Source organism: Cupriavidus necator (assembly GCF_016127575.1).
Classification (GTDB): Bacteria; Pseudomonadota; Gammaproteobacteria; order Burkholderiales; family Burkholderiaceae; genus Cupriavidus; species Cupriavidus necator_D.
The window spans coordinates 2,114,622-2,139,341 of sequence record NZ_CP066018.1 but is presented as its reverse complement, the minus strand read 5'-3'; the positions used below and the strand labels follow the sequence as shown (position 1 = coordinate 2,139,341).

The 24,720-nt window shown below is 67.3% G+C and carries 24 protein-coding genes; 17 read left to right on the top strand and 7 right to left on the bottom strand.

The annotated features are described in order from the left end of the window. Positions 1–13: 13 nt before the first annotated feature. Entirely contained in the window at positions 14–1,399 is a 1,386-nt protein-coding gene (gene mpl, locus I6H87_RS10000) for a UDP-N-acetylmuramate:L-alanyl-gamma-D-glutamyl-meso-diaminopimelate ligase (protein ID WP_010813188.1), read from the bottom strand. A 202-nt stretch (positions 1,400–1,601) separates the two neighbouring features. Here mpl and I6H87_RS09995 point away from each other — a divergent pair, with 202 nt between their 5' ends. The 10 genes from I6H87_RS09995 (at position 1,602) to I6H87_RS09950 (ending at position 10,455) form a co-directional block, all read left to right on the top strand. Beyond that, entirely contained in the window at positions 1,602–2,291 is a 690-nt protein-coding gene (locus tag I6H87_RS09995; RefSeq protein ID WP_011616023.1) for a hypothetical protein, read from the top strand. Positions 2,292–2,325: 34 nt separating this feature from the next. Continuing rightward, positions 2,326–2,874, top strand: a complete 549-nt coding sequence (locus tag I6H87_RS09990; RefSeq protein ID WP_010813186.1) for a TlpA family protein disulfide reductase — start codon at positions 2,326–2,328, stop codon at positions 2,872–2,874. Positions 2,875–3,070: 196 nt separating this feature from the next. Further along, positions 3,071–3,568: a type II 3-dehydroquinate dehydratase gene (gene aroQ / locus I6H87_RS09985; protein WP_011616025.1), complete on the top strand. Its 498-nt coding sequence runs from the start codon at positions 3,071–3,073 to the stop codon at positions 3,566–3,568. 167 nt (positions 3,569–3,735) lie between these two features. Beyond that, a complete protein-coding gene (gene accB, locus I6H87_RS09980; protein WP_010813184.1) occupies positions 3,736–4,203 on the top strand; it encodes an acetyl-CoA carboxylase biotin carboxyl carrier protein in 468 nt (155 codons plus the stop codon). A gap of 246 nt (positions 4,204–4,449) precedes the next feature. Further along, the gene (gene accC, locus I6H87_RS09975; protein WP_010813183.1) at positions 4,450–5,802 is read left to right on the top strand and encodes an acetyl-CoA carboxylase biotin carboxylase subunit; all 1,353 of its coding nucleotides are present in this window, start codon (positions 4,450–4,452) and stop codon (positions 5,800–5,802) included. Positions 5,803–5,850: 48 nt separating this feature from the next. After that, positions 5,851–6,753: a 50S ribosomal protein L11 methyltransferase gene (prmA, locus tag I6H87_RS09970; RefSeq protein ID WP_010813182.1), complete on the top strand. Its 903-nt coding sequence runs from the start codon at positions 5,851–5,853 to the stop codon at positions 6,751–6,753. A 9-nt stretch (positions 6,754–6,762) separates the two neighbouring features. After that, on the top strand, positions 6,763–8,259 hold the full coding sequence (locus I6H87_RS09965) for a DUF3426 domain-containing protein (RefSeq protein WP_011616026.1): 1,497 nt from the start codon (positions 6,763–6,765) through the stop codon (positions 8,257–8,259). A gap of 99 nt (positions 8,260–8,358) precedes the next feature. Beyond that, positions 8,359–8,859, top strand: coding sequence for a thiol peroxidase (gene tpx / locus I6H87_RS09960; protein ID WP_010813180.1), 501 nt, complete (start codon positions 8,359–8,361; stop codon positions 8,857–8,859). Between the two features lie 143 nt (positions 8,860–9,002). Continuing rightward, a complete protein-coding gene (locus tag I6H87_RS09955) occupies positions 9,003–9,950 on the top strand; it encodes a carbohydrate kinase family protein (protein WP_010813179.1) in 948 nt (315 codons plus the stop codon). Positions 9,951–9,987: 37 nt separating this feature from the next. Next, positions 9,988–10,455 carry an outer membrane lipoprotein gene (locus I6H87_RS09950; protein ID WP_010813178.1) on the top strand — a complete coding sequence of 156 codons (468 nt, stop codon included), beginning with the start codon at positions 9,988–9,990 and terminating at the stop codon, positions 10,453–10,455. A gap of 284 nt (positions 10,456–10,739) precedes the next feature. Here the strand turns inward: I6H87_RS09950 and I6H87_RS09945 are convergent, their stop codons facing one another. Beyond that, positions 10,740–11,312, bottom strand: a complete 573-nt coding sequence (locus I6H87_RS09945; protein ID WP_011616027.1) for a histone H1-like DNA-binding protein — start codon at positions 11,310–11,312, stop codon at positions 10,740–10,742. Positions 11,313–12,839: 1,527 nt separating this feature from the next. Here I6H87_RS09945 and I6H87_RS09940 point away from each other — a divergent pair. After that, positions 12,840–13,304, top strand: coding sequence for a DUF2147 domain-containing protein (locus tag I6H87_RS09940; protein ID WP_010813175.1), 465 nt, complete (start codon positions 12,840–12,842; stop codon positions 13,302–13,304). A gap of 135 nt (positions 13,305–13,439) precedes the next feature. Here I6H87_RS09940 and I6H87_RS09935 read toward each other — a convergent pair whose 3' ends face one another. Then, positions 13,440–15,563 carry a TonB-dependent receptor gene (locus tag I6H87_RS09935; RefSeq protein ID WP_041687516.1) on the bottom strand — a complete coding sequence of 708 codons (2,124 nt, stop codon included), beginning with the start codon at positions 15,561–15,563 and terminating at the stop codon, positions 13,440–13,442. 192 nt (positions 15,564–15,755) lie between these two features. Then, a complete protein-coding gene (locus tag I6H87_RS09930) occupies positions 15,756–16,628 on the bottom strand; it encodes a LysR family transcriptional regulator (RefSeq protein WP_010813173.1) in 873 nt (290 codons plus the stop codon). Positions 16,629–16,758: 130 nt separating this feature from the next. Here I6H87_RS09930 and I6H87_RS09925 point away from each other — a divergent pair, with 130 nt between their 5' ends. From I6H87_RS09925 to I6H87_RS09915, 3 genes are all read left to right on the top strand, one after another. After that, positions 16,759–17,151, top strand: coding sequence for a tautomerase family protein (locus tag I6H87_RS09925; RefSeq protein ID WP_011616031.1), 393 nt, complete (start codon positions 16,759–16,761; stop codon positions 17,149–17,151). Positions 17,152–17,354: 203 nt separating this feature from the next. Beyond that, entirely contained in the window at positions 17,355–18,746 is a 1,392-nt protein-coding gene (locus I6H87_RS09920) for a GntP family permease (protein ID WP_010813171.1), read from the top strand. 99 nt (positions 18,747–18,845) lie between these two features. Continuing rightward, positions 18,846–19,679 carry an aldo/keto reductase gene (locus I6H87_RS09915; protein ID WP_011616032.1) on the top strand — a complete coding sequence of 278 codons (834 nt, stop codon included), beginning with the start codon at positions 18,846–18,848 and terminating at the stop codon, positions 19,677–19,679. 22 nt (positions 19,680–19,701) lie between these two features. Here I6H87_RS09915 and I6H87_RS09910 read toward each other — a convergent pair whose 3' ends face one another. After that, positions 19,702–20,124, bottom strand: coding sequence for a hypothetical protein (locus tag I6H87_RS09910; protein ID WP_011616033.1), 423 nt, complete (start codon positions 20,122–20,124; stop codon positions 19,702–19,704). 204 nt (positions 20,125–20,328) lie between these two features. Between I6H87_RS09910 and I6H87_RS09905 the strand changes: the two genes are divergently transcribed. Further along, positions 20,329–20,907 (top strand): BPSL1445 family SYLF domain-containing lipoprotein, encoded by a 579-nt coding sequence (locus I6H87_RS09905; protein WP_010813168.1) that lies wholly within the window; start codon positions 20,329–20,331, stop codon positions 20,905–20,907. A 109-nt stretch (positions 20,908–21,016) separates the two neighbouring features. Next, positions 21,017–21,916, top strand: a complete 900-nt coding sequence (locus tag I6H87_RS09900; RefSeq protein WP_010813167.1) for a recombination-associated protein RdgC — start codon at positions 21,017–21,019, stop codon at positions 21,914–21,916. A gap of 55 nt (positions 21,917–21,971) precedes the next feature. On the opposite strand, the gene I6H87_RS09895 is transcribed toward I6H87_RS09900, so the two are convergent. Next, positions 21,972–22,415 (bottom strand): thioesterase family protein, encoded by a 444-nt coding sequence (locus I6H87_RS09895; protein ID WP_010813166.1) that lies wholly within the window; start codon positions 22,413–22,415, stop codon positions 21,972–21,974. Positions 22,416–22,698: 283 nt separating this feature from the next. Here I6H87_RS09895 and I6H87_RS09890 point away from each other — a divergent pair, with 283 nt between their 5' ends. After that, complete coding sequence (locus I6H87_RS09890; RefSeq protein ID WP_010813165.1) at positions 22,699–23,691, top strand: Bug family tripartite tricarboxylate transporter substrate binding protein; 993 nt, start codon at positions 22,699–22,701, stop codon at positions 23,689–23,691. Positions 23,692–23,714: 23 nt separating this feature from the next. On the opposite strand, the gene I6H87_RS09885 is transcribed toward I6H87_RS09890, so the two are convergent. After that, positions 23,715–24,614: a LysR family transcriptional regulator gene (locus I6H87_RS09885; RefSeq protein WP_010813164.1), complete on the bottom strand. Its 900-nt coding sequence runs from the start codon at positions 24,612–24,614 to the stop codon at positions 23,715–23,717. Positions 24,615–24,720: the final 106 nt, after the last annotated feature.

Below are 24,720 nucleotides of genomic sequence, written 5' to 3'. Positions count from 1 at the left end.
TCCTTCCCGCTGGTCAGCTTGCGGCGCCTTGGCCCAGGGCGTCCAGCAGCTTCTGGTGCACGCCGCCGAAGCCGCCGTTGCTCATCACCAGCACGTGGTCGCCCGGCTGCGCCGCGGCACGCACGGCCTGCACCAGCGTGCCCAGGTCCTGGAAGGCGGCGGCCTTGTCGCCCAGCGGCGCCAGCGATCCGGCCAGGTCCCAGCCCAGCGCGTCCTTGCCGGCCGGGGCGCCGTAGCCGAACACCAGGTCGGCCTGCTCCAGGCTGGCCGGCAGTTGCGCCTTCATCACGCCCAGCTTCATGGTGTTGGAGCGCGGCTCCAGCACCGCCAGGATGCGGGCATCGCCGACGCGGCGGCGCAGCCCGTCCAGCGTGGTCTGGATCGCGGTCGGATGGTGGGCGAAATCGTCATAGACGGTCACGCCGCCCGCCACGCCGCGCACTTCCATGCGGCGCTTGACGTTGGCAAAGCGGGACAGCGATTCGATCGCCTGCGCGGCCGGCACGCCCACATGGCGCGCGGCGGCGATCGCGGCCAGCGCATTCATGCGGTTGTGGGTGCCCTGCAGGTCCCACACCACGGTGCCCTGAACGGCGTCGCCAAACCAGACGTCGAAAGCATCCTTGCCGGGCGCCGCAGTGGCGGCGGCATCGCTCTCGCGCCAGTCGCCCACGCCAAACTGCTCGACTTCGCTCCAGCAGCCGCGCTCCAGCACGCGTGCCAGGCTTTCCTCCACGCCGTTGACGACGATCCGGCCCTGGCCGGGCACGGTGCGCACCAGGTGGTGGAACTGGGTCTCGATCGCCGCCAGATCCGGGAAGATGTCGGCGTGATCGTATTCCAGGTTGTTCAGGATCGCGGTGCGCGGGCGGTAGTGGACAAACTTGCTGCGCTTGTCGAAGAAGGCGGTGTCGTACTCGTCGGCCTCGATCACGAAAAAGTCCGATTCGGTCACGCGCGCCGAGATGCCGAAGTTCTGCGGCACCCCGCCCACCAGGAAGCCGGGGTTGTAGCCGGCATCCTCCAGGATCCAGGCCAGCATCGACGTGGTGGTGGTCTTGCCATGCGTGCCGGCCACCGCCAGCACCCACTTGCGCGCCAGCACGTGCTCGCCCAGCCATTGCGGACCCGACACATAGGGCAGGTTGCGGTCGAGGATGGCCTCCATCAGCGGATTGCCGCGCGAGACCACGTTGCCGATCACGAACAGGTCCGGCTCCAGCGACAGTTGCGCGGGGTCGAAGCCTTCGATCAGCTCGATCCCCTGGGCCTCGAGCTGGGTGCTCATCGGCGGGTAGACATTGGCATCGCAGCCGGTGACGCGGTGGCCGGCCTCTTTGGCCAGCACCGCCAGGCCGCCCATGAAAGTGCCGCAGATGCCAAGGATATGAATATGCATGGGTTCCCGGAAAGACTTGAAGCCCGCAGGCGTGGGGATTCGGCACCCGGCGTGGCGCGGCGGCACGGCGGCTGTTTCAGGCCGTGTCTTGCGGTGCGGTGGCCGGGCAGGAAGCCTCCGATTGTACCCGAGCGCCCGCGGCCTTCGCTGCACTGCGGCAGCGCGCGCACCGGTTGCGCGGGAGCGTCCGGTATCATGGGGCATGACCCGACGCACCACCCCCGACCCCACCCGCCTGCGCGAGGAAATCGCCCAGGCTGCCGCCCGGATGATCGCCGAGGACGGTGCCGACTACGCCACCGCCAAGCGCAAGGCCACCCGCCAGGTGCTGGGCGAGCAGCGCGTGCCCGGCGAATGGCTGCCCGACAACGAACAGGTCGAAGCCGAAGTGCGCGCCTACCAGGCGCTGTTCCACGCCGACAGCCAGCCCCGCGTGCTGGCACTGCTGCGCCGGCTGGCGGTGCTGGCCATGGAAGACCTGGCGCCGTTCCGGCCTTACCTGGTCGGCGCCGTGCTCAACGGCACCGCCACCGAGCACTCCGATATCTATCTGCAGTGCTTCTGCGACAGCGCCAAGGACGCGGCACTGTACCTGATCAACGCCGGCGTGGACTTCGAGACCAGCGAGAGCCGGCATTTCGGCGGCCGCGGCGAGGTCGAGACCCTCAGCTTCCTGTGGAAGGGCCAGTGGCCCGACCGCCGCGAGGCGCGGCTCCTCGCCGGCGAGGTGCGCGCGGAACTGGGTGCCCCAGTCGGCATTCATATTGCACTGTATGATGCCGTCGACGAACGCGGCGCCGTGCGTGCCGACGCCTCGGGGCGCCCGGCCCGCGCCGACCTGCAGGCGGTACGGGCGCTGGTGGACGCGCCCGGCGATGCCGACCCGGCCTGACGGCCCGCCCCACTTCACTGGTCCAAGCCATCCCATGACTGAAACCGTTTCCTCGCCCGCCCGCCGCTCCCGCCTCTGGCTGTGGATCGCCGTGGCCGTGGTTGCCTGCGCCGCTGGCGCACTGGCCGGCCATTTCGTGTTCTCGCCCAAGCCCGCCAGCGACCAGGCGGTGGAAACCTTCTTCCAGACACGCCTGCCCGACGCCGCCGGCGCCGACCTGGACCTGGGCAAGCTGCGCGGCAAGACCGTGGTGATCAACTTCTGGGCGCCCTGGTGCGGGCCGTGTGTCGAGGAAATGCCGGAGCTGACCGCGCTGCATGAGGAATACAAGGACCGCCAGGTGGAGTTTGTCGGCATCGGCATCGATTCAGCCGCCAATATCCAGCAGTTCACCACCAAGGTCCCGGTGGCCTACCCGCTCGCCGTGGCCGGTTTTGCCGGCACCGAGCTGTCGCGCAACTTCGGCAACAGCGCCGGCGGCCTGCCCTACACGGTGGTGATCAACCCGGACGGATCGGTCAAGTACCGCAAGATGGGACGGGTGACGGCCGAGGAACTGCGGGCAGTGCTGCCACGAGCCTGAGCTATTCTTCCGCCAAATTCGCTGAATTTCGTTTTTCTTCAGCGATTTGTTTCCCGGGGGCGCCAAAACTGCCGGAAAGTGCTTAAAGGGCCGCCAAAGCGCCGCGCAAGGTCGCCAAGCCTTGTATCGCGCGCTAGACAAATCCCTCTAAGCTACGGTAATCTCCGCGCAATTTCGTTGATCTGGTCGAGCCGCCGTGACTGCAACCCGCTCTATCCGTCGCTCAGCCCGCTACCGCAAGGTGCTGGTCCTGCATGGGCCGAACCTGAACCTGCTGGGCACGCGCGAGCCGGAAACCTACGGGCACACGACGCTTGCCGACATCGACGCGGCCCTGGCCGAACGCGCGGCAAAAGCCGGCGTTTCGCTGGATACGTTCCAGTCCAACCATGAGGGGGCACTGGTCGACCGCATCCACGCCGCACGCGCGGAAGGGGTCGAGTTCATCATCATCAACCCGGCTGCCTACACGCATACCAGCGTGGCACTGCGCGATGCCCTCGCCGGCGTGGCGATCCCGTTCGTCGAGGTGCACCTGTCCAACGTGCACCGGCGCGAAAGCTTTCGCCACCACTCCTATTTCTCCGACGTGGCGGTCGGAGTGATCTGCGGGCTTGGCTGGCAGGGTTACCTGCTGGCGCTGGACTATGTGCTGGGCCAGGAGCAGCCGCCACCCGAGAGTTCGGGGAGCTGAACTCCCAAGATTTTTTCAACAACCTGCGCGCGCCGCCCGGCGGCCTGCGCCCGTTGGCGTGCCTCGGCACGGCGGGCGCGGATTTCCGGTGGCCGGCAACACGATTCTTCCGCCGCGGCCCGTCCCGGGCAGCGCGGCCGGATAACCCGATTCAGGAGGATAAAAAGATGGACCTGCGCAAGCTGAAGACGCTTATCGACCTGGTGGCCGAATCCGGCATCTCCGAGCTGGAAGTCACCGAAGGCGACGGCAAGGTACGCATCGTCAAGCAACCGCCGCAAATCGTCGCCGCGCCGATGGCCATGCCGCAGATGCAGGCGCTGCCGCCCGCCGCGGCCGCCGCACCGGCCGCCGGTGCCGTGGCTCCGGCTGCAGAGCCCGCCGCCGCCCAGCTGCCCGCCGGCCACGTGGTGACCTCGCCGATGGTGGGCACGTTCTACCGCGCGCCGTCGCCGGGTGCCGCGCCGTTCGTCAACGTCGGCGACTCGGTCAAGGAAGGCCAGACCGTCTGCATCATCGAAGCCATGAAGCTGCTCAACGAAATCGAGTGCGACAAGGCCGGCGTCATCAAGGAAATCCTGGTCGAGAACGGCCAGGCCGTCGAATACGGCCAGCCGCTGTTCGTGATCGGCTGATCCTGACCGGCATGCCACGCCGCACGCTGCCACCGGCCACGCAAGTGGCCCCCGCAGCAGCGCCCGCGCGGCATGCAATGGCGTTGTTTGGCGCCAGGGACGTTGTGGGCTTCGCGGCCCGTTCCGTGCAGTTCCATGCAGTTCCGCGCAGTATGGCGGCCGCGGCGGCGACAGCCCCCGGGCCGCGCGCCCGGCGTGCCATTGCGGCGCGCAGCGGGACCGCTACTGTTCTCGCAGAGAGAGACCATGTTTGAAAAAATTCTGATCGCGAACCGCGGCGAAATCGCTCTTCGCATCCAGCGCGCCTGCCGCGAACTGGGCATCAAGACAGTCGTGGTGTACTCCGAGGCCGACAAAGAGGCCAAGTATGTACGCCTGGCAGACGAAGCCGTCTGCATCGGCCCGGCCCCGTCGCCGCTGTCGTACCTGAACATGCCGGCCATCATCTCGGCCGCCGAAGTGACCGACGCGCAGGCCATCCACCCCGGCTACGGCTTCCTGTCCGAGAACGCCGATTTTGCCGAGCGCGTGGAGAAATCCGGCTTTGTCTTTATCGGCCCGACCGCCGACAGCATCCGCCTGATGGGCGACAAGGTGTCGGCCAAGCAAGCCATGATCAAGGCCGGCGTGCCGTGCGTGCCCGGCTCGGACGGCGCCCTGCCCGACGACCCCAAGGAAATCCTGGCCACCGCGCGCCGCGTGGGCTACCCGGTGATCATCAAGGCCGCCGGCGGCGGCGGTGGCCGCGGCATGCGCGTGGTGCACACGGAAGCCGCGCTGATCAACGCCGTCAACATGACGCGTGAAGAAGCCGGCCGCGCCTTCGGCAATCCCGAGGTCTACATGGAGAAGTTCCTTGAGAACCCGCGCCATGTGGAAATCCAGATCCTCGCCGACCAGCACCGCCAGGCGATCTGGCTGGGCGAGCGCGACTGCTCGATGCAGCGCCGCCACCAGAAGGTGATCGAGGAAGCTCCCGCACCGCACATTCCGCGCCGCCTGATCGAGCGCATCGGCGACCGCTGCGCCGAGGCCTGCAAGAAGATGGGCTACCGCGGCGCCGGCACGTTCGAGTTCCTGTACGAGAACAACGAGTTCTACTTCATCGAGATGAACACGCGCGTGCAGGTCGAGCACCCGGTCACCGAGATGATCACCGGCATCGACATCGTCCAGGAGCAGATCCGCATCGCCTTCGGCGAGAAGCTGCGCTTGCGCCAGAAGGACGTGCAGTTCCGTGGCCACGCGATCGAATGCCGCGTGAACGCCGAGGATCCGTTCAAGTTCACGCCGTCGCCGGGCCGCATCACCGCCTGGCACATGCCCGGCGGCCCGGGTGTGCGGGTCGACTCGCACGCGTATGATGGTTACTTCGTCCCGCCCAACTACGATTCGATGATCGGCAAGATCATCACTTACGGCGCCACGCGCGAGCAGGCCATTGCCCGCATGCGCATCGCGCTGTCGGAAATGGTGGTGGACGGGATCCAGACCAACGTGCCGCTGCACCGCGAGCTGATGATGGACGCCAACTTCGTTGAAGGCGGCACCAGCATCCACTATCTCGAGCATCGCCTGGCGGAGCGCGCGAAGGCCTGACGCAACGCAACGTTATCCGCAATACACAAGCAGCAAGCAAGGAAGCCCGTGGCATTTCAGGAATGTGTGATCGAAGTGGCGCAGGACCAGGCCGAAGCCTGGTCTGATGCCCTGTTCGACCTCGGCGCGCTGTCGGTCTCGGTGGAAGACGCCGATGCCGACACGCCCGACGAGCAGCCGCTCTTTGGCGAGCCCGGGCTGGAACCGAAGCAACTCGCGTGGAACCGCTCGCGCGTGGTGGCGCTGTTCGGCGACGATGCCGATCCGGCCGTGGTGGTGGCGGCAGCCGCCAACCAGCTCGGCATCGACCCGGTGCCGGCCTACCAGCTGCGCGCGGTCGAGGACCAGGACTGGGTGCGGCTGACGCAATCCCAGTTCGAGCCGATCCGCATCGGCGAGCGCATCTGGGTGGTGCCGTCGTGGCACGATGCACCCGAGCCCGATGCCGTGGTGCTGGAACTGGACCCCGGCCTGGCCTTTGGCACCGGCAGCCATCCCACCACGCGGCTGTGCATGCAGTGGCTGGAGCAGAACCTGAAGCCGGGCGAAACCGTGCTCGACTACGGCTGCGGCTCCGGCATCCTGGCCATCGTGGCACGCAAGCTGGGCGCCGGCGATACCGTCGGCATCGACATCGATCCCAACGCGGTGGAAGCGTCGCGCTACAACGCCGAGCGCAACCGCGTGGAAGCCTCGTTCGCGCTGCCCGAATCGGTGTCCGAGGCCAGCTATGACCTGGTGGTCGCCAACATCCTGTCCAATCCGCTCAAGCTGATGGCCGCCATGCTGAGCGCGCGCGTGCGCGCCGGCGGACGGCTGGTGCTGTCCGGCGTGCTGGAACGCCAGGCGGATGAAGTCGCCGCGGCCTACGCGCCCTGGCTGCCGCTGACGGTGTGGCGCAGCGAGGAAGGCTGGGTGTGCCTGCATGGCACCCGCGGCGCCCAACCCTGATTCACACCGATGGCCGCCGTCAAGCTAGTCACGCGCTGCCCGGCCTGCCGTACCGCCTTCCGGCTGGTCGCCGACCAGTTGCGCCTGCGCCAGGGCCTGGTGCGCTGCGGCCAGTGCGAAACGGTGTTCGACGCGCGCGAGCACCTGATCGAGATTCCGCTGCCGGCCGGTGCTGCATCATCGGCGTCATCGGCGCCATCGGCGGCTGCTTCGCCGGCCACCCCTCCCGCCCCCTCGGCGGCGCCCGCATTGGCTAAAGCCGCGCCTGCGCCGCAGCCTGCCTTCACCCCGACCATCGACCCCGGCTATGACGTGCCGGCGCTGGATGCGCCGACGATGCTGATGTCGTCGCCGGAGGACATGGCCATGCCGGCACCCGCCGGCATGGAAGACGTAGAGATCGAGCAGGCGCTGCGCGAAGCCAACGAAGCCGTCGCCCATCGCGATGCGCGCGAGGCGGAACGCCAGGCTGCCGGCCCGGAGGCGGCCGGGCCCGCCCCCGTCACGGCACCGGAACCCGCCGAGGATGCGCCGGCACAGCCGGCACAAGCGGCGTCCGCGTCCGCCTGGCCGGCACTCGATCACGGCGCGCTCGATACCCCGGCCGCACCGCCCCCCTCCCCGGCCGCTGCGGCGGCACCGGCAGCACCGCAACCGGCTGATGCTGACGCCAAGCCCGTGCCAGTGGCACCCGCTGCCAACATCCCCAGCGCAAGCGAGTTCCTGCGCGCGGCGTCTGCCGATGCCGGGTCCGAGCCGACCGCATGGCCGGATGAGGCATCGGCCCGCCTTGCCACCTCGCCTGCCGCGCCCACCTCACCCACCGTTGGCGACGACGACAACGCCCCCGACACCGGACAGCCGTCCAGCGTCACCGGCGGCGCCGTCGCGCGCGAGCAGACCACGCGCCGCTGGGCACGCACCGAAGCACCGGCCGGCCCGGTCTTCGCCCCCGACTTCCTGCGCCACGCGCGTGAGCGCGAGCGCGAGCGCGAGCGCGAACGGCAGCCCCGCAAGCCCGTGACGGTGCCCCGCTCCGCCTGGCGCGTGGCCGCCGTGGTGCTTGCCATCGCCGCTGCCGTGCAAGTGGTCTACCTGGCACGCAGCCAGCTGGCCGGCCAGTTCCCGATGCTGCGCCCGGCACTCGAGGCCGCCTGCGCGCCGCTGGGCTGCGACGTGCCGCCATGGCGCGACATCGATGCGCTGCGCATCGAGACCTCGCAGCTGCAGCGCCAGGATGAAGACGGCGACACCTACCTGCTGTCGGTCACGCTGCGCAACCTGGGCCGCGCCAGCACCGCCCTGCCCGCGATCGAGCTGGTGATGACCGACCTGCAGGACCAGCTGCTGCTGCGCCGCGTGCTGCAACCCGCGGAGTACCTGGAGCCGTCGCAAAAGGCCTTTGCCGCGCAGGGTCTTCGCGCGGGCATGGAGCTGCCGGTTCGGGTACGATTCCGGACGCAGCAGGCGCCGGCCAACTATCGCGTGCTGATTTTTTACCCCTGAATCCCTGGCCCGCCGCCGGACCGGATCCGAGTCCGGCGGCAGGCCGCGCCCCCCGCTCCGGACACGAACCGGAAATCCATCAGACAACAAGGAGTAGACATGAGCAACGTCACCCTCGGCGGCAACGCCATCGAAGTCGCAGGCAAGTTCCCGCAAGCCGGCGACAAGGCCCCCGCCTTCTCGCTGGTCGGCAAGGACCTGAAGGACGTCACGCTGGCTGACTTCGCCGGCAAGCGCAAGGTGCTGAACATCGTCCCGAGCCTGGACACCCCGGTGTGCCAGGCCTCCGCGCGCAAGTTCAATGAAGCCGCCAGCGGCCTCGCCAACACCGTGGTGCTGACGATCTCGGCCGACCTGCCGTTCGCCATGGGCCGCTTCTGCACCGCTGAAGGCCTGGCCAACGTGGTGCCGCTGTCGACCATGCGCGGCGCCGAGTTCAAGGGCAACTACGGCGTGGACATCAAGTCCGGCCCGCTGGCCGGCGTGACCGCACGTGCCGTGGTGGTGCTCGACGAGAACGACACCGTCAAGTACAGCCAGCTGGTGCCGGAAATCAAGACCGAGCCGGACTACGACGCAGCCCTGGCCGCGCTGAAGTAAATCAGCGGCACGCCCGGGAACCCGCGGGTTCCCGGGCGGCAGCGGCCGCCCGCATCCCGGGGCGGCCGCTTTTTGTTTTCTGCCCGACCGATACTGCCCGCAAGGGCTCCATTCCACCAATCACCCCAACACCTGGAGAGAGCATGGCCAGCCTGATCTGCGGCTCCGTCGCCTACGACACCATCATGACGTTCGATGGACGCTTCCGTGAACACATCCTGCCGGACCAGATCCACATGCTGAACGTCTCGTTCCTGGTGCCCGGCATGCGCCGCGAGTTCGGCGGCTGCGCCGGCAACATCGCCTACACGCTGAAGATGCTGGGCGGCGATCCCGTGGTGATGGCCACCGTCGGCGCCGATGCCGAACCCTATCTGGACTACCTGCGCAAGCTGGAGATCCCCACCGGCCACATCCGCGTGCTGCCGGAGACCTTCACGGCGCAGGCCATGATCACCACTGACCTGGACAACAACCAGATCACCGCCTTCCACCCTGGCGCAATGAGCCAGTCGCAGCTGAACCACGTCAAGGATGCGCTGGGCGGCGCCAGCGCGCCGGGCCTGGGCATCGTCGCGCCCGACAGCCGCGAGGGCATGCTGCACCACGCGCGCCAGTTCGCCGAGGCCGGCGTGCCGTTCATCTTTGATCTGGGTCAGGCCATGCCCCTGTTCAACGGGGAAGACCTGCGCGAGTTCGTTGAACTCGCCAGTTACGTGACAGTCAATGACTACGAGGCGCAGGTCCTGCTGTCCCGCACCGCCTGGACCAGCGCCGAGGTTGCCGCCAAGGTTCGTGCCTTCATCGTCACGCACGGCGAGCGCGGCGCCAGCATCTTTGCCGATGGTCGCCAGTACGCGATTCCGGCGGTTGCGGCCGAGCGCATCGTGGACCCGACCGGGTGTGGCGATGCCTTCCGTGGCGGCCTGCTCTACGGCATTGAAAACGGATTAGACTGGGAAACGACTGGCCGCCTGGCATCGCTGATGGGTTCGGTCAAGATCGCGCAACAGGGTCCGCAGAATCACTGGTTGTCGCGCGAGGAAATCGGCAACCGGTTCCAGTCTGCATTCGGGTACCGCTACGCCTGACCTGCGGCCAGCGCGTGGCTTCTTCTCGGGAAACGACATGAACAACAAGCTACGTGGCGGTGCCGTTGCCGTCCTTGCCGTCACCGCCCTGGTTGCCGGCTGCGCTACCCAATCCAACTCCAACAGCGTCTATGGCACGGGCCAGGCGCAGCGTGAACAGACCGTGCGCTACGGCGTGGTCGAAGGCATCCGCGAGGTCACCATCCAGGGTGGCCAGAGCGGTGCCGGCACGCTCGCGGGCGGTGCCATCGGCGGCATTGCCGCAGGCAGCACCATCGGCGGCGGCAACGGCGCGGTGGCGGCCGGGATCCTTGGTGCGGTGCTCGGCGGCATTGCCGGCAGCGCGGCCGAGAACAAGATCAACCAGCGCCGCGGGCTGGAAATCACCGTGCGCCTGGACAACGGCGAGATGCGCGCGATCACGCAGGAGGCCGACGAAGCCTTCCGCCCTGGCGAACGCGTACGGCTGCTGTCCTCGGGCGGCGTGACCCGGGTCACGCACTGAGCCCTCGCGGCCCCGCAGGGCCGCGCCAGGGCGCAGCAGAACGCGCCGCACCTGCAAGGGTCGCGGCGCTTTTTTTCGGCTTTGCAATTCCGTAACATTGCGGCGGACCGCTCCGCGCGCGGGCGCGCGCCCATGAAAAAACCCGCCGGGCGGATGCCATCGGCGGGTCGGCAAGACCTGGTGTCTTGCGGACCGGATACGCAGTATCCGGTCATGCGGGCACGCGCTGCGTGCCGGTGCGGTTCCTTGCGGAACGTGTAAGGTCCACTCCGTGGCGAAGCAGCTTACGGACGGTTGCCCGTCGGGAACGGCCAGGCAGCAGCCGGGTTCAGCGCGGTCTTGGCAGCCGAAGCGGGAGCAACGGCAGGGGCCGCGGCAGGCTTGGCGGCAGCCTTCTTGGCAGCCGGCTTCTTGGCAGCAGCCTTCTTGGCAGCCGGCTTCTTGGCGGCAGCCTTCTTGGCCGGCGCAGCCTTCTTGGCAGCAACCTTCTTCACTGCAGCCTTCTTGGCCGGAGCCTTCTTGGCGACAGCCTTCTTGGCCACGACCTTCTTGGCGGCTACCTTCTTCACCGCGGCCTTCTTGGCCGGAGCCTTCTTGGCTGCAACCTTCTTGGTCGCGACCTTCTTGGCGGCTACCTTCTTCACCGCGGCCTTCTTGGCCGGGGCCTTCTTGGCGGCTGCCTTCTTGGCCGGTGCGGCCTTCTTGGCGGCGACCTTCTTCACAGCGGCCTTCTTGGCCGGTGCCTTCTTGGCGGCCGGTGCTGCCTTCTTGGCGGCTACCTTCTTCACAGCAGCCTTCTTGGCGGCCGGCTTGGCGGCCTTCTTAGCCGCCGGCTTTTTCTTTGCAGCAGTTGCCATGGATAACTCCTTCACTAGAGAGTGAATATCGAATGACCTAAGTTGGCGACCCGACCGACCCGAGGCGCACTACAGCAGCGCGGCCCCAGTCGAGCGAGCGATTCATCGGCGTGCGGCCCGACCACTGCTGCACGCTAATGAATTTGGTTGCAGGCGCACCGCCCCTGGCGGTGACTTGGCGGCCGGAGCGAGCCCGCAAGCGGGTCTCGGGCACGTGCCGCGCCCTGGAATATTCGATCAGCCCGCACCGCCCGTTGAGCCGGCGCACGGCCAGAAATGAGGAGATATCGGACAGCTGGCCCGCGGTGCGGGCTTGGCCTCGCGCACGGCAGACGGCATTCATTCGGTGGTAGCGGGTCCAACCCGTTAATGGACCAAGGGAGACTGCACGCGTTTTAAGAAGCCGGTCCGGCCTGGTCTGCGTCAAAGTTCTCGTGCTCCTCAGCTACTACCTTCGTCACTGCATCGAAGCGCGCATCGCGCTCGTCGTTCCATCTTGCTTCCTGCTTCTCTGCAATGAAGTGAGACTCTTGTCAAGGCGAATCATAATTCGTTTGCACGATGATGTTAAGAAAAAAGTGCAAAAAAACTTGCCTGCATGTATCGCTCGAACTAGTTCTCACGCGCAGGGTCACGAAGACGTTGCCGATAGCATCGCAACGCGTCGCTCGCACGCTGGTGCCGACGCTCGTTTCGCACGCTCGCACATGCAGCGCGACACCCCATCGCACGCACCGCGCATCGCAGCTTTTACACGCCGCGACAAACCCGGACGACCAGCATCGCAACGCGCGCCTGACGACTGCGCAATGCCGCTGCGCGCGTCATCGCGTTTTCCGAAAAGCCGCATGGACAAAGGCTTTGCGGGCGATGCACCGATACGCGTGCGGCAGCCTTCGACTGGCGCGGACACGTTCCTGATCGCGCGCGCGCCGCGCTGCGCGACACACGCCCTGCATGCTTTACACAGTCGTCAGCGCACGCACGCGCCGTTATGCGACCAGGCCTCGGCCATGCTCGCTTCGCGCTTCGCGCGACACCGTCGCACACACCATCCAAGAGTGATGCGTGCACGCAACGGTTTGCATCGACGCAACAGCGCGAAGGCATCGCGAGGTCATCAAAGCGTTGCGATCGAGCCAAGCCGCGACGCTGGCGAAGCATCGCGGCAACACTTCGGCAGACGCTTCGATCAAGCCATCGGCATGCGTGTTCGATCCGCGCGCTTGCCGAGCGATCCGGATCGCGCGCGCCGTGCCTCGCGTGTTCGCGCTCTCCCCCTCGCGACTCTGCGCGCCACTCGCCTCGCCCTGCCGGCAGCGCGTCGTACGTCCGCTTAGAGGATTGCTTCAGCGCCCGCCCGCCGGCGCCTTTTGCTGCATCACAATAACCCGCAAACGGCGGCTGCATGCGGCTTTCCGGGTAGCAGGCAATGGCCGCGGAAAGGCGCGCGCCGCGCCGCGCCGGATTGCGGCGCGCCCCCGGCGCCAGTAGATTGGCGTGGCTACGAACCTCAAAGGAGACATCATGCGCATCCATTCCCCCCTTGCTTCGACCCTGCGCGCCGCCGTGATCGCCGCAACCCTGCTCGGCAGCGCCGCGGCGATGGCGCAGGCCACGCCCAGCGGCATGTGGAAGACCATCGACGACAACACCGGCAAGCCGCGCGGGCTGGTGGAGATCACCGAGAAGAACGGCGTCTTCAGCGGACGCCTGGTCAAGACCTTCGTCGAGAGCGACGGCAAGCCGCGCGTGTGCGACAAGTGCACCGACGCACGCAAGGACCAGCCCGTCATCGGCATGACCATCCTCTCCGGCCTGCGCAAGACCGGCGACAACGAGTGGAGCGGCGGCGAGATCCTCGATCCGGAGAACGGCAAGGTCTACAAGAGCAAGATGTCGCTGGCCGAGGACGGCAACAAGCTCAACGTGCGCGGCTTCATCGGCATCAGCCTGATCGGCCGCACCCAGACCTGGGAACGCGACCACTGACCCTGCCGGCACGGCGCGGGACTCAGGGTTTCTCCGGGGCATGCCGTTGCGTGTCCCCGCCGAACGAGAAACGGCAGTCGAAAAAAAACCGGGCGGTTCATCACCGCCCGGTTTTTTTGTCCACGATGCTGCGCTTTACATCCGGTAGCGCAGGGTGGCCATCACGCTGCGCGGGGCACCCGGCATGTTCAGGTTGGGGCTGGTGCCATGCGCGGACACGATGTAGCCCTTGTCGAACAGGTTGTACAGGTTCAGCTGTGCCTCGAAGGCGCCGCGGCGGTACCAGGCCATCGCATCGGCGGTGACATAGCCAGGCAGCGTCACGGTGTTCAGCGGGTCGGCATAGCGCGCGCCCACCAGGTTCAGGCCGGCGCCAACGCCGAAGCCGTGGCCCAGGTCCTTGGTCAGCCACGCGTTGCCGGAGTGGCGCGGCGTGATGGTGGCGCGCTTGCCCTGCAGCGCGGCGGTGGACTTGGTGACGGTGGCATCCAGGTAGGCGTAGCCGGCCAGCATGCGCCAGCCGCCGCCGAGTTCAGCCGCGCCGGAGATCTCGATGCCGTCGGTGCGCTGTTCGCCGATCGGCAGCAGCGCCGTGTTGGTGGCGTTGGCGATCTTGATATTGCTGCGCTCCAGCCTGAACACCGAGATCGTCGTGCTCGCCTTGCCGTTCAGCCAGTCGTACTTTGCGCCCACCTCGGTGTTGTTGGTGGTCTCCGGTGCCAGGTCGGCATTGTTGGCCGCCAGCGCGAAAGCCTCGCCGGAGGGCTGGAACGACTTGCTCCAGGACACGTAGTACGACTGCGACTTCGACGGCTGCCACACCAGACCGGCGCGCGGGCTCCAGGCGGTGTCGGTGCGCGACAGGTTGCGCTGGCCGGCGATGCGGGTCTGCGTCTCCTGCTGGAAGTTGTCGTAGCGCACGCCCAGCAGCGCCTTCCACTGCTCGCTGAAGGTGATCATGTCCTGGGTGTAGAACGCCAGGGTATTGAACACGCCAAGGTTCGACGTGCCCGGCGTGCCGGGTGCCTGGCGCGGCAGCGCCACCAACACCGGGTTGAACAGGTCGAAAGCGATCGGCAGGCCGTTGGCGCCGACCACCGGCTTGGTGTTGTTGACCTGGTCCTTGTTCTGCTGGCCGATCTCCATGCCGTACAGGATCTCGTGCTTCATGCCCAGGAAGGTGGCCTTCTGGGTCAGGTCGGTCTGGTTGAACCAGCCATGTTCCTCGCGGCGGACATTGCCGTGGTTCATGGTGAGGGTGCGCGCCGCCTCGTTCACCGTGTTGGTCAGCGTGTTGTTGCGGTCCAGCGAGTAGTGGTAGTAGCGCGTAGCGTTGCGGATCGACCAGTTCTCATTGAAGCGATGGTTGACCGTGGCGGTGCCGGAGAACACGCGCGACTGCGAGTAGTCGGCATCGCGCGCGTTGGCCGCGCCGTAGTAGCGCGAGGCCGGCACGTCCACCGGGCGTCCCTTGTAGGCCGGGATGCCGAAGTCGGTCACGCGGCGGTCTTCCAGGTAGTCTGCCTGGAACAGCACGGTGGTTTCGGGAGCGATGCGCAGCTCCAGCGACGGCGCGATCGCCGAGCGGTCCAGGAACTGCTGCGAGCGGTAGCTGTTGGCCTTCTCCACCGCGCCGGTCACGCGGAAGGCGGCGGCGCCGTCGCCAAACACGCGGCCCACGTCGGCTTCGGCGCGGCGGTCGGCCCACATGCCGTAGCTGAGTGCGAAGTCGGTGACGTCGATGCCCGGCTTCTTGGTCACGCGGTTGATCAGGCCGCCCGACGAGCCGCGCCCGTACAGCACCGCCGCGGGACCCTTGATGACTTCGACGCGGTCGACATTGGACATGTCGCGGAAGTACAGCGCATCGTCGCGGATGCCGTCGACGAACTGGTCGGCGATGGCGGAAAAGCCGCGGATCGACACCTGGTCGCGCTGGCCGTCGCCGTGCGAGAACGACACGCCCGGCACGTTCTTCAGCGCATCCTGCATCGAAGTGGCGTGCTGGTCGCGCATGACATCGGCGGTGACCACGTTGACGGTCTGCGGGATGTCGCGCAGCGGCGCCTCGGTCTTGGTCGCGCTGACCGCATTGGGCGGGTTATAGCCGGTGCCAAGCTCGCGGCTGACATCGGCCCTGACCGTGACCTCAGGCAACTGCGCCGAAGCGCCTGGCGCGGCCTGGGCCCACGTCAGCACCGGTTGAAATACGAAGCTCCCCGCCACCGCGGCACAGATCGGGTGAAGTTTTATTCTCATTTCCCTGTAATCGGCTGTAATAGTTTTGAAAACGCGGGCGCATTATCGATTACAGGATTGCCAGGGTCAACGAGATTGCGAATTATTCCTATTCGCGATCAATATATGTTGCTTTCGACACAAGTGGCGGTTGCCACAGTCCGTCTTGTGATCCATTCCCCGACTTGAGGTGTCGTACTGAATGCCCGTCTCTTAGCCCAGCTGCCCGGCAAGCGCATCGCGCGCCTCGGCTACAAACGCTGACTCCCCGCGCCGCGCGGGCAGCAGGAAGAACTCCGCCTCAGGCAGCCGCGGCAGCCCCAGCCGTGCAATGGTGGCGGCGTCCAGCGGCGCCACGCCGGGGCCGATCGCCGAGGCGTTCAGGCACGACATCCCAAGCCCCGCCGCCAGTGCCAGATGCAGCCCCGCCACGCCTGACGCGGAGTGCGCAATCTCGAACGGAAGCCGCTTGCGCAGCAGCAGCTGCACCACGTACTGATGCAGCGAGCAGGTATCGGGCAGCAGCACCAGCGGCAGCGTCGCGGACAGGCTGTCGGCCTCGGCCGGCGCGGCTACCCAGGCCAGCGGCTCACGCCGCAGCACAGTGCCGCGCGTGCCCTGCCCGCGCGTGCCCGGCAGGCGCATGCTGAGGCCGATATCGAAGGTGTCCATCTCCGCGGCGGCGTCGATCGCCGCGCTCTTCATCACCGTCACGTGCAGGCGCAGGTAGGGGTAGCGCTCGCGCAGGCGCCGCAACATGCCGGCGATCTCGCCCGGGCGGAAGTAGTCGGTCACGGCCAGCCGCAGTTCGCCCGCCAGCGCGTGGCCGCGCAGGTCCTGCAGGGCCAGCTCGTTGAGCGCCAGGATGCGCCGCGCGTGTTCCAGCAGCCGCTCGCCCGCCGGCGTCGGCACCGCGCCATGCCGGCCGCGCGACAGCAGCGGCACGCCGGCGCGCTCCTCCAGCTTGCGCAGCTGCTCGCTGACCGACGACTGCGACAGGAACAGCCTGGGCGCCGCCGCCGACAGGCTGCCGCTGTCCGCGACCGTGACAAAGGTGCGTAACTGGTCGGTTTCGAATCCACGCATGGCAAGGCTCCGGCAAGGGTGGCATTACTTCGGATAATCCGATGGCACACATCGAATATTCCCACTTTTCCGATACTACACCACCCCCTACCATGACATCACCAACCCACGAAAAACCAAGGAGCCAGCCATGCCCCACATCGTCCTGCACCTGTCCGGTCAACCCGATGCCGACCTCACCCGCCGCAGCGCCAGGGCGATCGCCGACCTGACCGAGCGCGTGCTCGGCAAGAAGCGCGAGGTGATTGCCGTCACGGTCCAGTACATCCCGCACGACAGCTGGATCATCGCCGACGTGCCGCTGTCGGAGCAGGGCCGCAACGCCTTCCACCTGGACATCAGCGTGACCGATGAAACCAACACCAAGGCGGAGAAAGCGCAGTTCATCGAGGCCGTGTTCGAGACCATGTCGGGGCTGCTGGGCAAGCTGCATCCGGTGTCGTACGTGCACGTGATCGACGCCCGCGCCGCGGCCTATGGCTACGGCGGGCGCACGCAGGAGTACCGCCACCAGCACGGCTGAAACGGCGCATCTCCTTCATGCCGGCAACTGTCATCCCAGTGCCCCCGCGGCGAGACCGGAGGTTACGCCGCGGGCCAAGCTGTGGCAAAGTCGCCGGCTGATCCCTTTTCCTGACGGACTGACAGAGACAAGGCGCCACAAGCGCCAGGCCCCGCGCGGCAACGGACCGCACCTCAGGACAAGGCAACCCTGAAGGAGATCCGATGTCGTTTCTGATCGTGCTGGCAGCCCTTGCCTTTCTGATGTTCGCCGCGTACCGCGGCTACAGCGTGATCCTGTTCGCGCCCATCGCCGCGCTGGGCGCGGTGCTGCTGACCGACCCGTCCGCGGTCGCGCCGGTGTTCACCGGTATCTTCATGGAGAAGATGGTCGGCTTCGTGAAACTGTATTTCCCCGTGTTCCTATTAGGCGCGGTATTCGGCAAGGTGGTCGAGCTGTCCGGATTTTCCGAGTCCATCGTCGCCGCGGCGATCCGCTATATCGGGCGCTCGCGCGCCAATGCGGTGATCGTCACGGTATGCGCGCTGCTGACCTATGGCGGCGTGTCGCTGTTCGTGGTGGTGTTCGCGGTCTATCCGTTCGCGGCCGAGCTGTACCGCCAGAGCAACATCCCCAAGCGGCTGATGCCGGGCGCGATCGCACTGGGCGCGTTCTCGTTCACCATGGATTCGCTGCCGGGCACGCCGCAGATCCAGAACATCATCCCCACCAACTTCTTCAACACCACCTCCTGGGCCGCACCGGTGCTGGGCGTGGCCGGCTCGCTGTTTATCCTGGTGGTGGGCCTGAGCTACCTGGAATGGCGCCGCCGCGCCGCCGCCGCGCGTGGCGAAGGCTACGGCACCAACCTGCGCAACGAGCCCGAGCGCAGCCAGTCCGGCAAGCTGCCGCACCCGCTGCTGGCGCTGCTGCCGCTGGTGGTGGTGGGCGTGGCCAACTTCTGGCTGACGCGGATGATCCCGCTCTGGTATGGCCCTTCCAACAGCGTGGCGCTGCCGGGCCTGCCCAAGCCGGTGGAAACCAAGATCGCCAGCGTGACCGCGATCTGGGCAGTGGAAGGCGCGCTGCTGCTGGGCATCGCGGTGGTGCTGGTGACCGCCTTCGGCGCCCTGCGCGAGCGCTTTGCCGAGGGCACCAAGGGCGCCGTCGGCGGCGCGCTGCTGGCATCGATGAACACGGCATCGGAATACGGCTTCGGCGGGGTCATCGCCGCCCTGCCCGGCTTCCTGGTGGTCAGCGACGCACTGCGCGCGATTCCCAACCCGCTGGTCAATGCCGCGGTCTCGGTCAGCACGCTGGCCGGCATCACCGGCTCGGCCTCGGGCGGCATGAGCATCGCGCTGGCGGCGATGTCGCAGACCTTTATCGCGGGCGCGCAGGCCATGCAGATCCCGCTGGAAGTACTGCACCGCGTGGTGTCGATGGCCAGCGGCGGCATGGACACGCTGCCGCACAACGGCGCAGTGATCACGCTGCTGGCGGTGACCGGCCTGACCCACCGCGAGTCCTACCGCGATATCTTCGCCGTCACAATGATCAAGACCGCCGCGGTGTTCTTCGTCATCTCGGTGTATTTTCTGACCGGACTGGTCTGAAGCAATCCCGGCCCGCGCGGCTTGTACATTCCAGGTGTTGTTAACTAGTGTGGTTGGGTGCCGCCCGGCACCTGACCCGGCAAACCAGGAAGCCGACACATGAAGCAAGTCACCCTGCCCGACGGCGAGCGCATCCCGGCGCTCGGCATGGGAACGTGGAATATGGGCGAGTCGCGCGCCGCGCGCGCCGAAGAAATCGCCACGCTGCGCCTGGGCCTGGACCTTGGCCTGCGGCTGATCGATACCGCCGAGATGTATGGCGAGGGCCAGTCCGAGGAGATGATCGGCGAGGCCATCGCCGGGCGCCGCGACGAGGCCTTCCTCGTCAGCAAGGTCTATCCCTTCAACGCCAGCCGGCGCGGCACCGTGCAAGCCTGCGAGCGCAGCCTGAAGCGGCTGCGCACCGACCGCATCGACCTCTATTTATTGCACTGGCGCGGCGGCGTGCCGCTGGAAGAGACCGTGCAGGCCATGGAGGCGCTGCAGCGCGACGGCAAGATCCGCCGCTGGGGCGTGAGCAACCTGGACCTGTCCGATATGCAGGAGTTGTGGGACGCACCGGGCGGCGACCGGCTGGCCATCAACCAGTTGCTGTACAACCTGGGCCGGCGCGGCATCGAATGGGACCTGCTGCCGTGGCTGCGCCAGCGCGGCGTGCCGGTGATGGCCTATTCGCCGATCGAGCAGTCACGCCTGCTGGGCAACCCCGGTCTGAAGCGCTTTGCGCGCGACCACGGCATGACGGCGGCACAGGCGGCGCTGGCCTGGCTGCTGGCGCAGGACGGCGTCATCGCCATCCCCAAGACCAGCCGGCGCGAGCGCCTGCTGGAGAACCTGGGCGCGCTGTCGCATACGCTGTCGGCCGCCCAGCTGGCCGAGCTCGACCGCATCTTCCCGCCGCCCGACGGCCCGGGCCCGCTGGAAATGCTTTGACCAGGCTGCCGCGCGCGTGCCCTCAGGGCACGCGGGCCACGTAGCGCTCGCGCTCGACGTAGCGCACCAGGTAGCTGCGCGCCTTCTCGCGGGTGTCGGTGGTCACGCGCGCCGCAGCCTGGCGCGCGCTGCTCTTGCCGTGCGACGACGACATCTGCCCATCCAGGTAGGTGCGGAAGGAATCATGCATGGCGCCCAGCTCAGGCTCGCACGCGGCCAGCGCCAGGTTGGCCACGTCCTTGGGCTGGCCCTTGGCCGACAGGTTATCGTTGGCCTTCTTCTGGGCGCAGTCCATGTATTTGGCGCGCAGCGCCTGCCAGCCGCTGCTGTCGACGGCCGACTGCGATCCGGCAGCCGCGGCGCCGGCATCATTGGAAGAACCCGAAGGATGTGAAGCGCACGCGGCCAGGAAGGCCAGCGGCAGGGCTGTCAGGAGTTTTTTCATGGCTGGATGATGTGGTCACGGCGCATTGGGCCGTCCCATGTTCAGCCATGGGACGTTCCGGGCGCAAGACTGGCTATTCTTGCCGCGAATGGCCTCCCGGCACCACCTTCGTCACAAATGGAAACGTCTCTGCGCGGTCCGGCATTTGCCCGGGTGCTTCCGGCGCCTATGCTTCAAAGACGACAACAACACCAAGGAGACGAGATGAAACGTCGAACCTTCCTTTCGGCCAGCGCGGGTCTGGCCCTCGGCAGCCTGGCCCTGGGTGCCTGCACCACCACAAAGCCCGATGCCCCCACCGACAAGGCCGCGCGCCGGCGTGAGCTGGACTCCGGCGTGGACGGCACGCTGTCGCGCCTGTACAGCTCGGTCCAGGGCTCGCGCGAGCTGGGCAACCGCGCGCGCGGCATCCTGGTGTTCCCGAAGACGCTGTCGGCCGGCTTTATCGTCGGCGGCGAGTATGGCGACGGTTCCCTGCGCTCAGGCGGCGCCACGCGCGGTTATTACCGCCTGGTCTCCGGCTCGGTCGGCTGGCAGATCGGTGCGCAGTCCAAGTCCGTGATCCTGATGTTCCTGACGCAGGACGCGTATGACAAGTTCGTGCGCAGCGAAGGCTGGGTCGCGGGCGTCGATGCCACCGTGGCCGTGGCAACGGTTGGCGCCAGCGGCGTGCTGGACACCAAGACCGCCCAGCAACCCATCGTCGGCTTCGTCATGACCAATGCGGGCCTGATGGCGGGCCTGAGCCTCGAGGGCAGCAAGATCACCAAACTCGACCTGTAAGGGCGGGCCTCTCGGTGACCGTCGCGCGGTCGGCGTGCCGCGCGGCGCCCTCCTTTTTCGCGGCCGTGCGCCGCGAGAGGATAGAATTCGTCCCTTTGGCCGAATTCCCATGTGGTTCAAGAATCTGCAGGTCCATCGTTTCTCCGCCCCGTGGTCGCTGAGCGCCGACGAGGTCGAAGCCAGCCTGGCGAAGCACGCCTTCTTCCCCGGTACCAGCCTCGAAATGCAAACCCAGGGCTGGGCCTCGCCGCGTGACAACGGCCAGCTGGTCCATACCGTCGGCGGCCAGATGCTGCTGACGCTGCGCACTGAAAAGAAGCTGCTGCCCACCACCGTGGTCAACCAGGTCACGCGCGCCCGCGCCGCGGAAATCGAAGAGCAGCAAGGCTACAAGCCGGGCCGCAAGCAAATGAAGGAACTGAAGGAGCAGGTCACCGAAGAACTGCTGCCGCGCGCCTTCAGCATCCGCCGCGACACGCGTGTGTGGATCGACCCGGACAACGGCTGGCTTGCCATCGACGCCGCCGCCACGGCCAAGGCCGATGAAGTGCGCGGCATGCTGTTCAAGGCACTGGATCCGCTGCCGCTGATCAACCTGCACGTCAACCAGTCGCCGGTGGCAGCCATGACCGAATGGCTGGCCGGCGATGCGGCACCGGGCGGCTTCACCGTCGACCAGGAAATCGAGCTGCAGTCCGGCGCGGAAAGCAAGGCCACCGTCCGTTACGTGCGCCATCCGCTGGACCCGGAAGACCTGCGCCGCCATATCGCCGCCGGCAAGCGCTGCACGCGCCTGGCGATGACGTGGAACGACCGGGTCTCGTTCGTGCTGACCGACGGGCTGGTGGTGAAGAAGGTGGCGCCGCTGGACGTGATCAAGGAACAGGCCGATGGCACGGCGCATGATGAAGACGAGCGCTTCGACGCCGATTTCACCATGATGGCCGGCGAACTCTCCGGCATGCTCGGCGACCTCACCGAGGCGCTGGGCGGCGAGCGCAAGGCGTAAGCCGAATCTCTTGCAGGAACCGTGGCGCCGTTGAAGGACAGCGCCACGCAGGCGATTACTCCATCCAGTTCACCTTCGGGAACCGCTTGGCGAATCCCTCCGGCATCGCCACCACTTTCTTCCCCACGTAGTCGAAGAAGACAAAGCCCGACTTGGCCATCGCGATCAGCGTGCCGTCGGCCGGCCGCGTGATGCGGAAGATGATGTCGCCGCCGTACTTGTTGAAGTCCATCACCCCCACCTCGAACTGCAGCTGGTCGCGCGCATGCGCCTCGTTGCGGTACATCGTGGCCAGGTCGGTCACGATGATGCCGACGCCTTCCTGCCGCACATCCTCGCTGCCGAATTCATACAGGAAGCGCGCCCGCGCCTCGGAGATCATCGAGATCATCGAATCGTTGGCAAGGTGGTTGGCCGAGTTGATGTCGGTCACGCGCACGGTCAGGTGCGTGGCGTAGCAGAACTGGTCGGCAGGCAGGTCGAGTTTGAGGCGGGCCATGATGGAAAAGCAAAAAATGGATCGGACGCCGCACGGGATCAGGCAGGCAAGCAGCAGAGACAGCGGCGGCGCCCATCATAAGGGAAACGTCGGCTCGGATTGCGGCACTGCCGCAATAACCCTCCCGCACAGGCCCCCGGGTAAGTACTCCCCACTCTTTTCGTCCATCCCGCCGATGCCCCGCCATGGCGCTGCCTCGTAGGCTGCGGGTTGCCGTGGTCACTGGCGCCCTGGCGCACCCGTACCGCGCACCGACACGATGTCAACGACTGGAGGAAACACCATGCAAGCCGACCGCCGCAAAGCCCTGCACTGGCTGGGAGCAGGTTCCCTGGCAGCCACCGCCTCGACTCTTGGAATCAGCCGGGCGTGGGCCCAGCAGGCTTACCCGTCGCGCCCGGTGCGGGTGGTGGTGCCCTACCCGCCCGGCGGTGCCACCGACGTGCTGGCGCGCGCGCTGGGCGATCCGCTCAGCAAGCTGTGGCAGCGCCCTGTGATCGTCGAGAACCGCCCCGGCGTGGGTGGCATGATCGGCGCCGACGTGGTCGCCAAGGCGCCGGCGGACGGCTACACGCTGCTGCTGGGCTTGCCCAGCCTGGTGCAGACGCCCTATATGGTGGCCAAGCCGCCGTTCGATCCGCTGCGCGACCTGACCGCCATCTGCCAGCTGTGCACCTCGAGCCTGGTGCTGACCGCCAGCAGCGCCATGCCGCGCACGCTGCCGCAGATGGTCAGCCTGGCCAAGTCCCAGCCCGACAAGTATTCCTATGGCACCTATGGCATTGGCACCGGCGCCCATCTCTATATGCAGGTCTTTCTCAAGGGAGCTGGCGCCGAACTGGTCCATGTCCCGTACAAGGGCGAAGCCCCCATCGCCACCGACCTGATCGGCGGCCAGATCTCGCTGGGAACGCTGTCGCCGATGACGGTGCGCCAGCATGCGCGCACCGGCAAGCTCCAGCCGCTGGCGGTCACCGGCAATACCCGCGCGCCGATGCTGCCGGATGTGCCGACCTTCCAGGAACTCGGCTACAAGGGCCTGGACGGCCCGGCCTGGCTGGGCCTGTTCACCACCGCCGGCACGCCGCAGGCCATCGTCGACAAGGTCTCGGCCGATGTGGAAACGGTGATGGCCGCGCCGGACATCCGCCAGCGCCTCGCCGAGCTGGGGCTGATCGTCAAGACGACGCAGCCGGCGGCGTTCGCGGCGACGGCCAGAGCGGACCAGGCGTACTGGGGCAACGTGATCAAGGAAAACAATATCCGGCTGGATTGAGGCATGGTGTTGCCGGCATCGGCTCAGATGCCGGCTTCCCCGCACCAGCGCACCAGCGCGTCGCGGAAGTCGCGGCACAGCGGCGACAGGTAGGCGCTGGATCGCCAGAACACGGCCAGCTCATACTGCCAGCACATGCCGTCGCCCTCCACGGCTTCCAGGCCCTGCGCCACCGCCTGGCCCAGCAGCCGCTGCGGCATGATGCCGAGCAGGTCGGTGTTGCGCAGCAGGTCCGCGAATGACACTGACGAACTGGTGCTTTCCACGGTCACGCGCGGCGGCGGCAGGCCCCGGCTGGTGAAGCGCCCCTCGAAGCCGCTGCGCACATAGAGCGAGGTGGCGGGCGCCACCCAGTGCTCGTCCACCAGATCGGCCAGCGAGCGGAAGCGCGCGCGCCGCGGATGCCCCGCGCGCGCCACCACCTGCAGCGTCAGCGCGCCCAGCGGCAGGTACTCGACGCCATCGGTTTCGCCGTCCGGCATGGCGGCGCAGACCAGGTCCACCTCGCCGCCCTGCAGCGCGGCCATCAGCTGCGGGCTCAGGTGCGTGGTGATCGAGAACCTGGCCAGCGGCCGGCTGGCCAGGAACTGCTCAAGCAGCGGCGAGAACAGCGACGGCACCACGTGCGGCAGCGTCGCCACGCGCACCTGGCCGACGCGCGCCTGGCGCTCGTCGTTGATCTCGTTCTCCATATCGTCATTGGCCAGCACGATGCGCCGCGCGTGCGCCAGCAGCTTGTGGCCCACCGGCGTCAGCATGACGCCGCGCGGCATGCGCTCGAACAGCTGCAGTCCGGCCTCGCCCTCCAGCCGCGCCAATACCTTGGACAGCGACGACTGGGTCAGCCCCAGCGTGCCGGCAGCCTTGTGCAGGTTGCCGTGCTCGGCCACCACCAGGAACAGTCTGAGGTCTTCGGTCTTCATGCAGCGATTCCTGTGGTTGGCCGATATAGCGCGATGTTGCGACGGTGGCCGGGGCATTTTAGTCCGCGATTCCGGTTCGGAATCGGTTTGCCGGGCGCCGGCATCA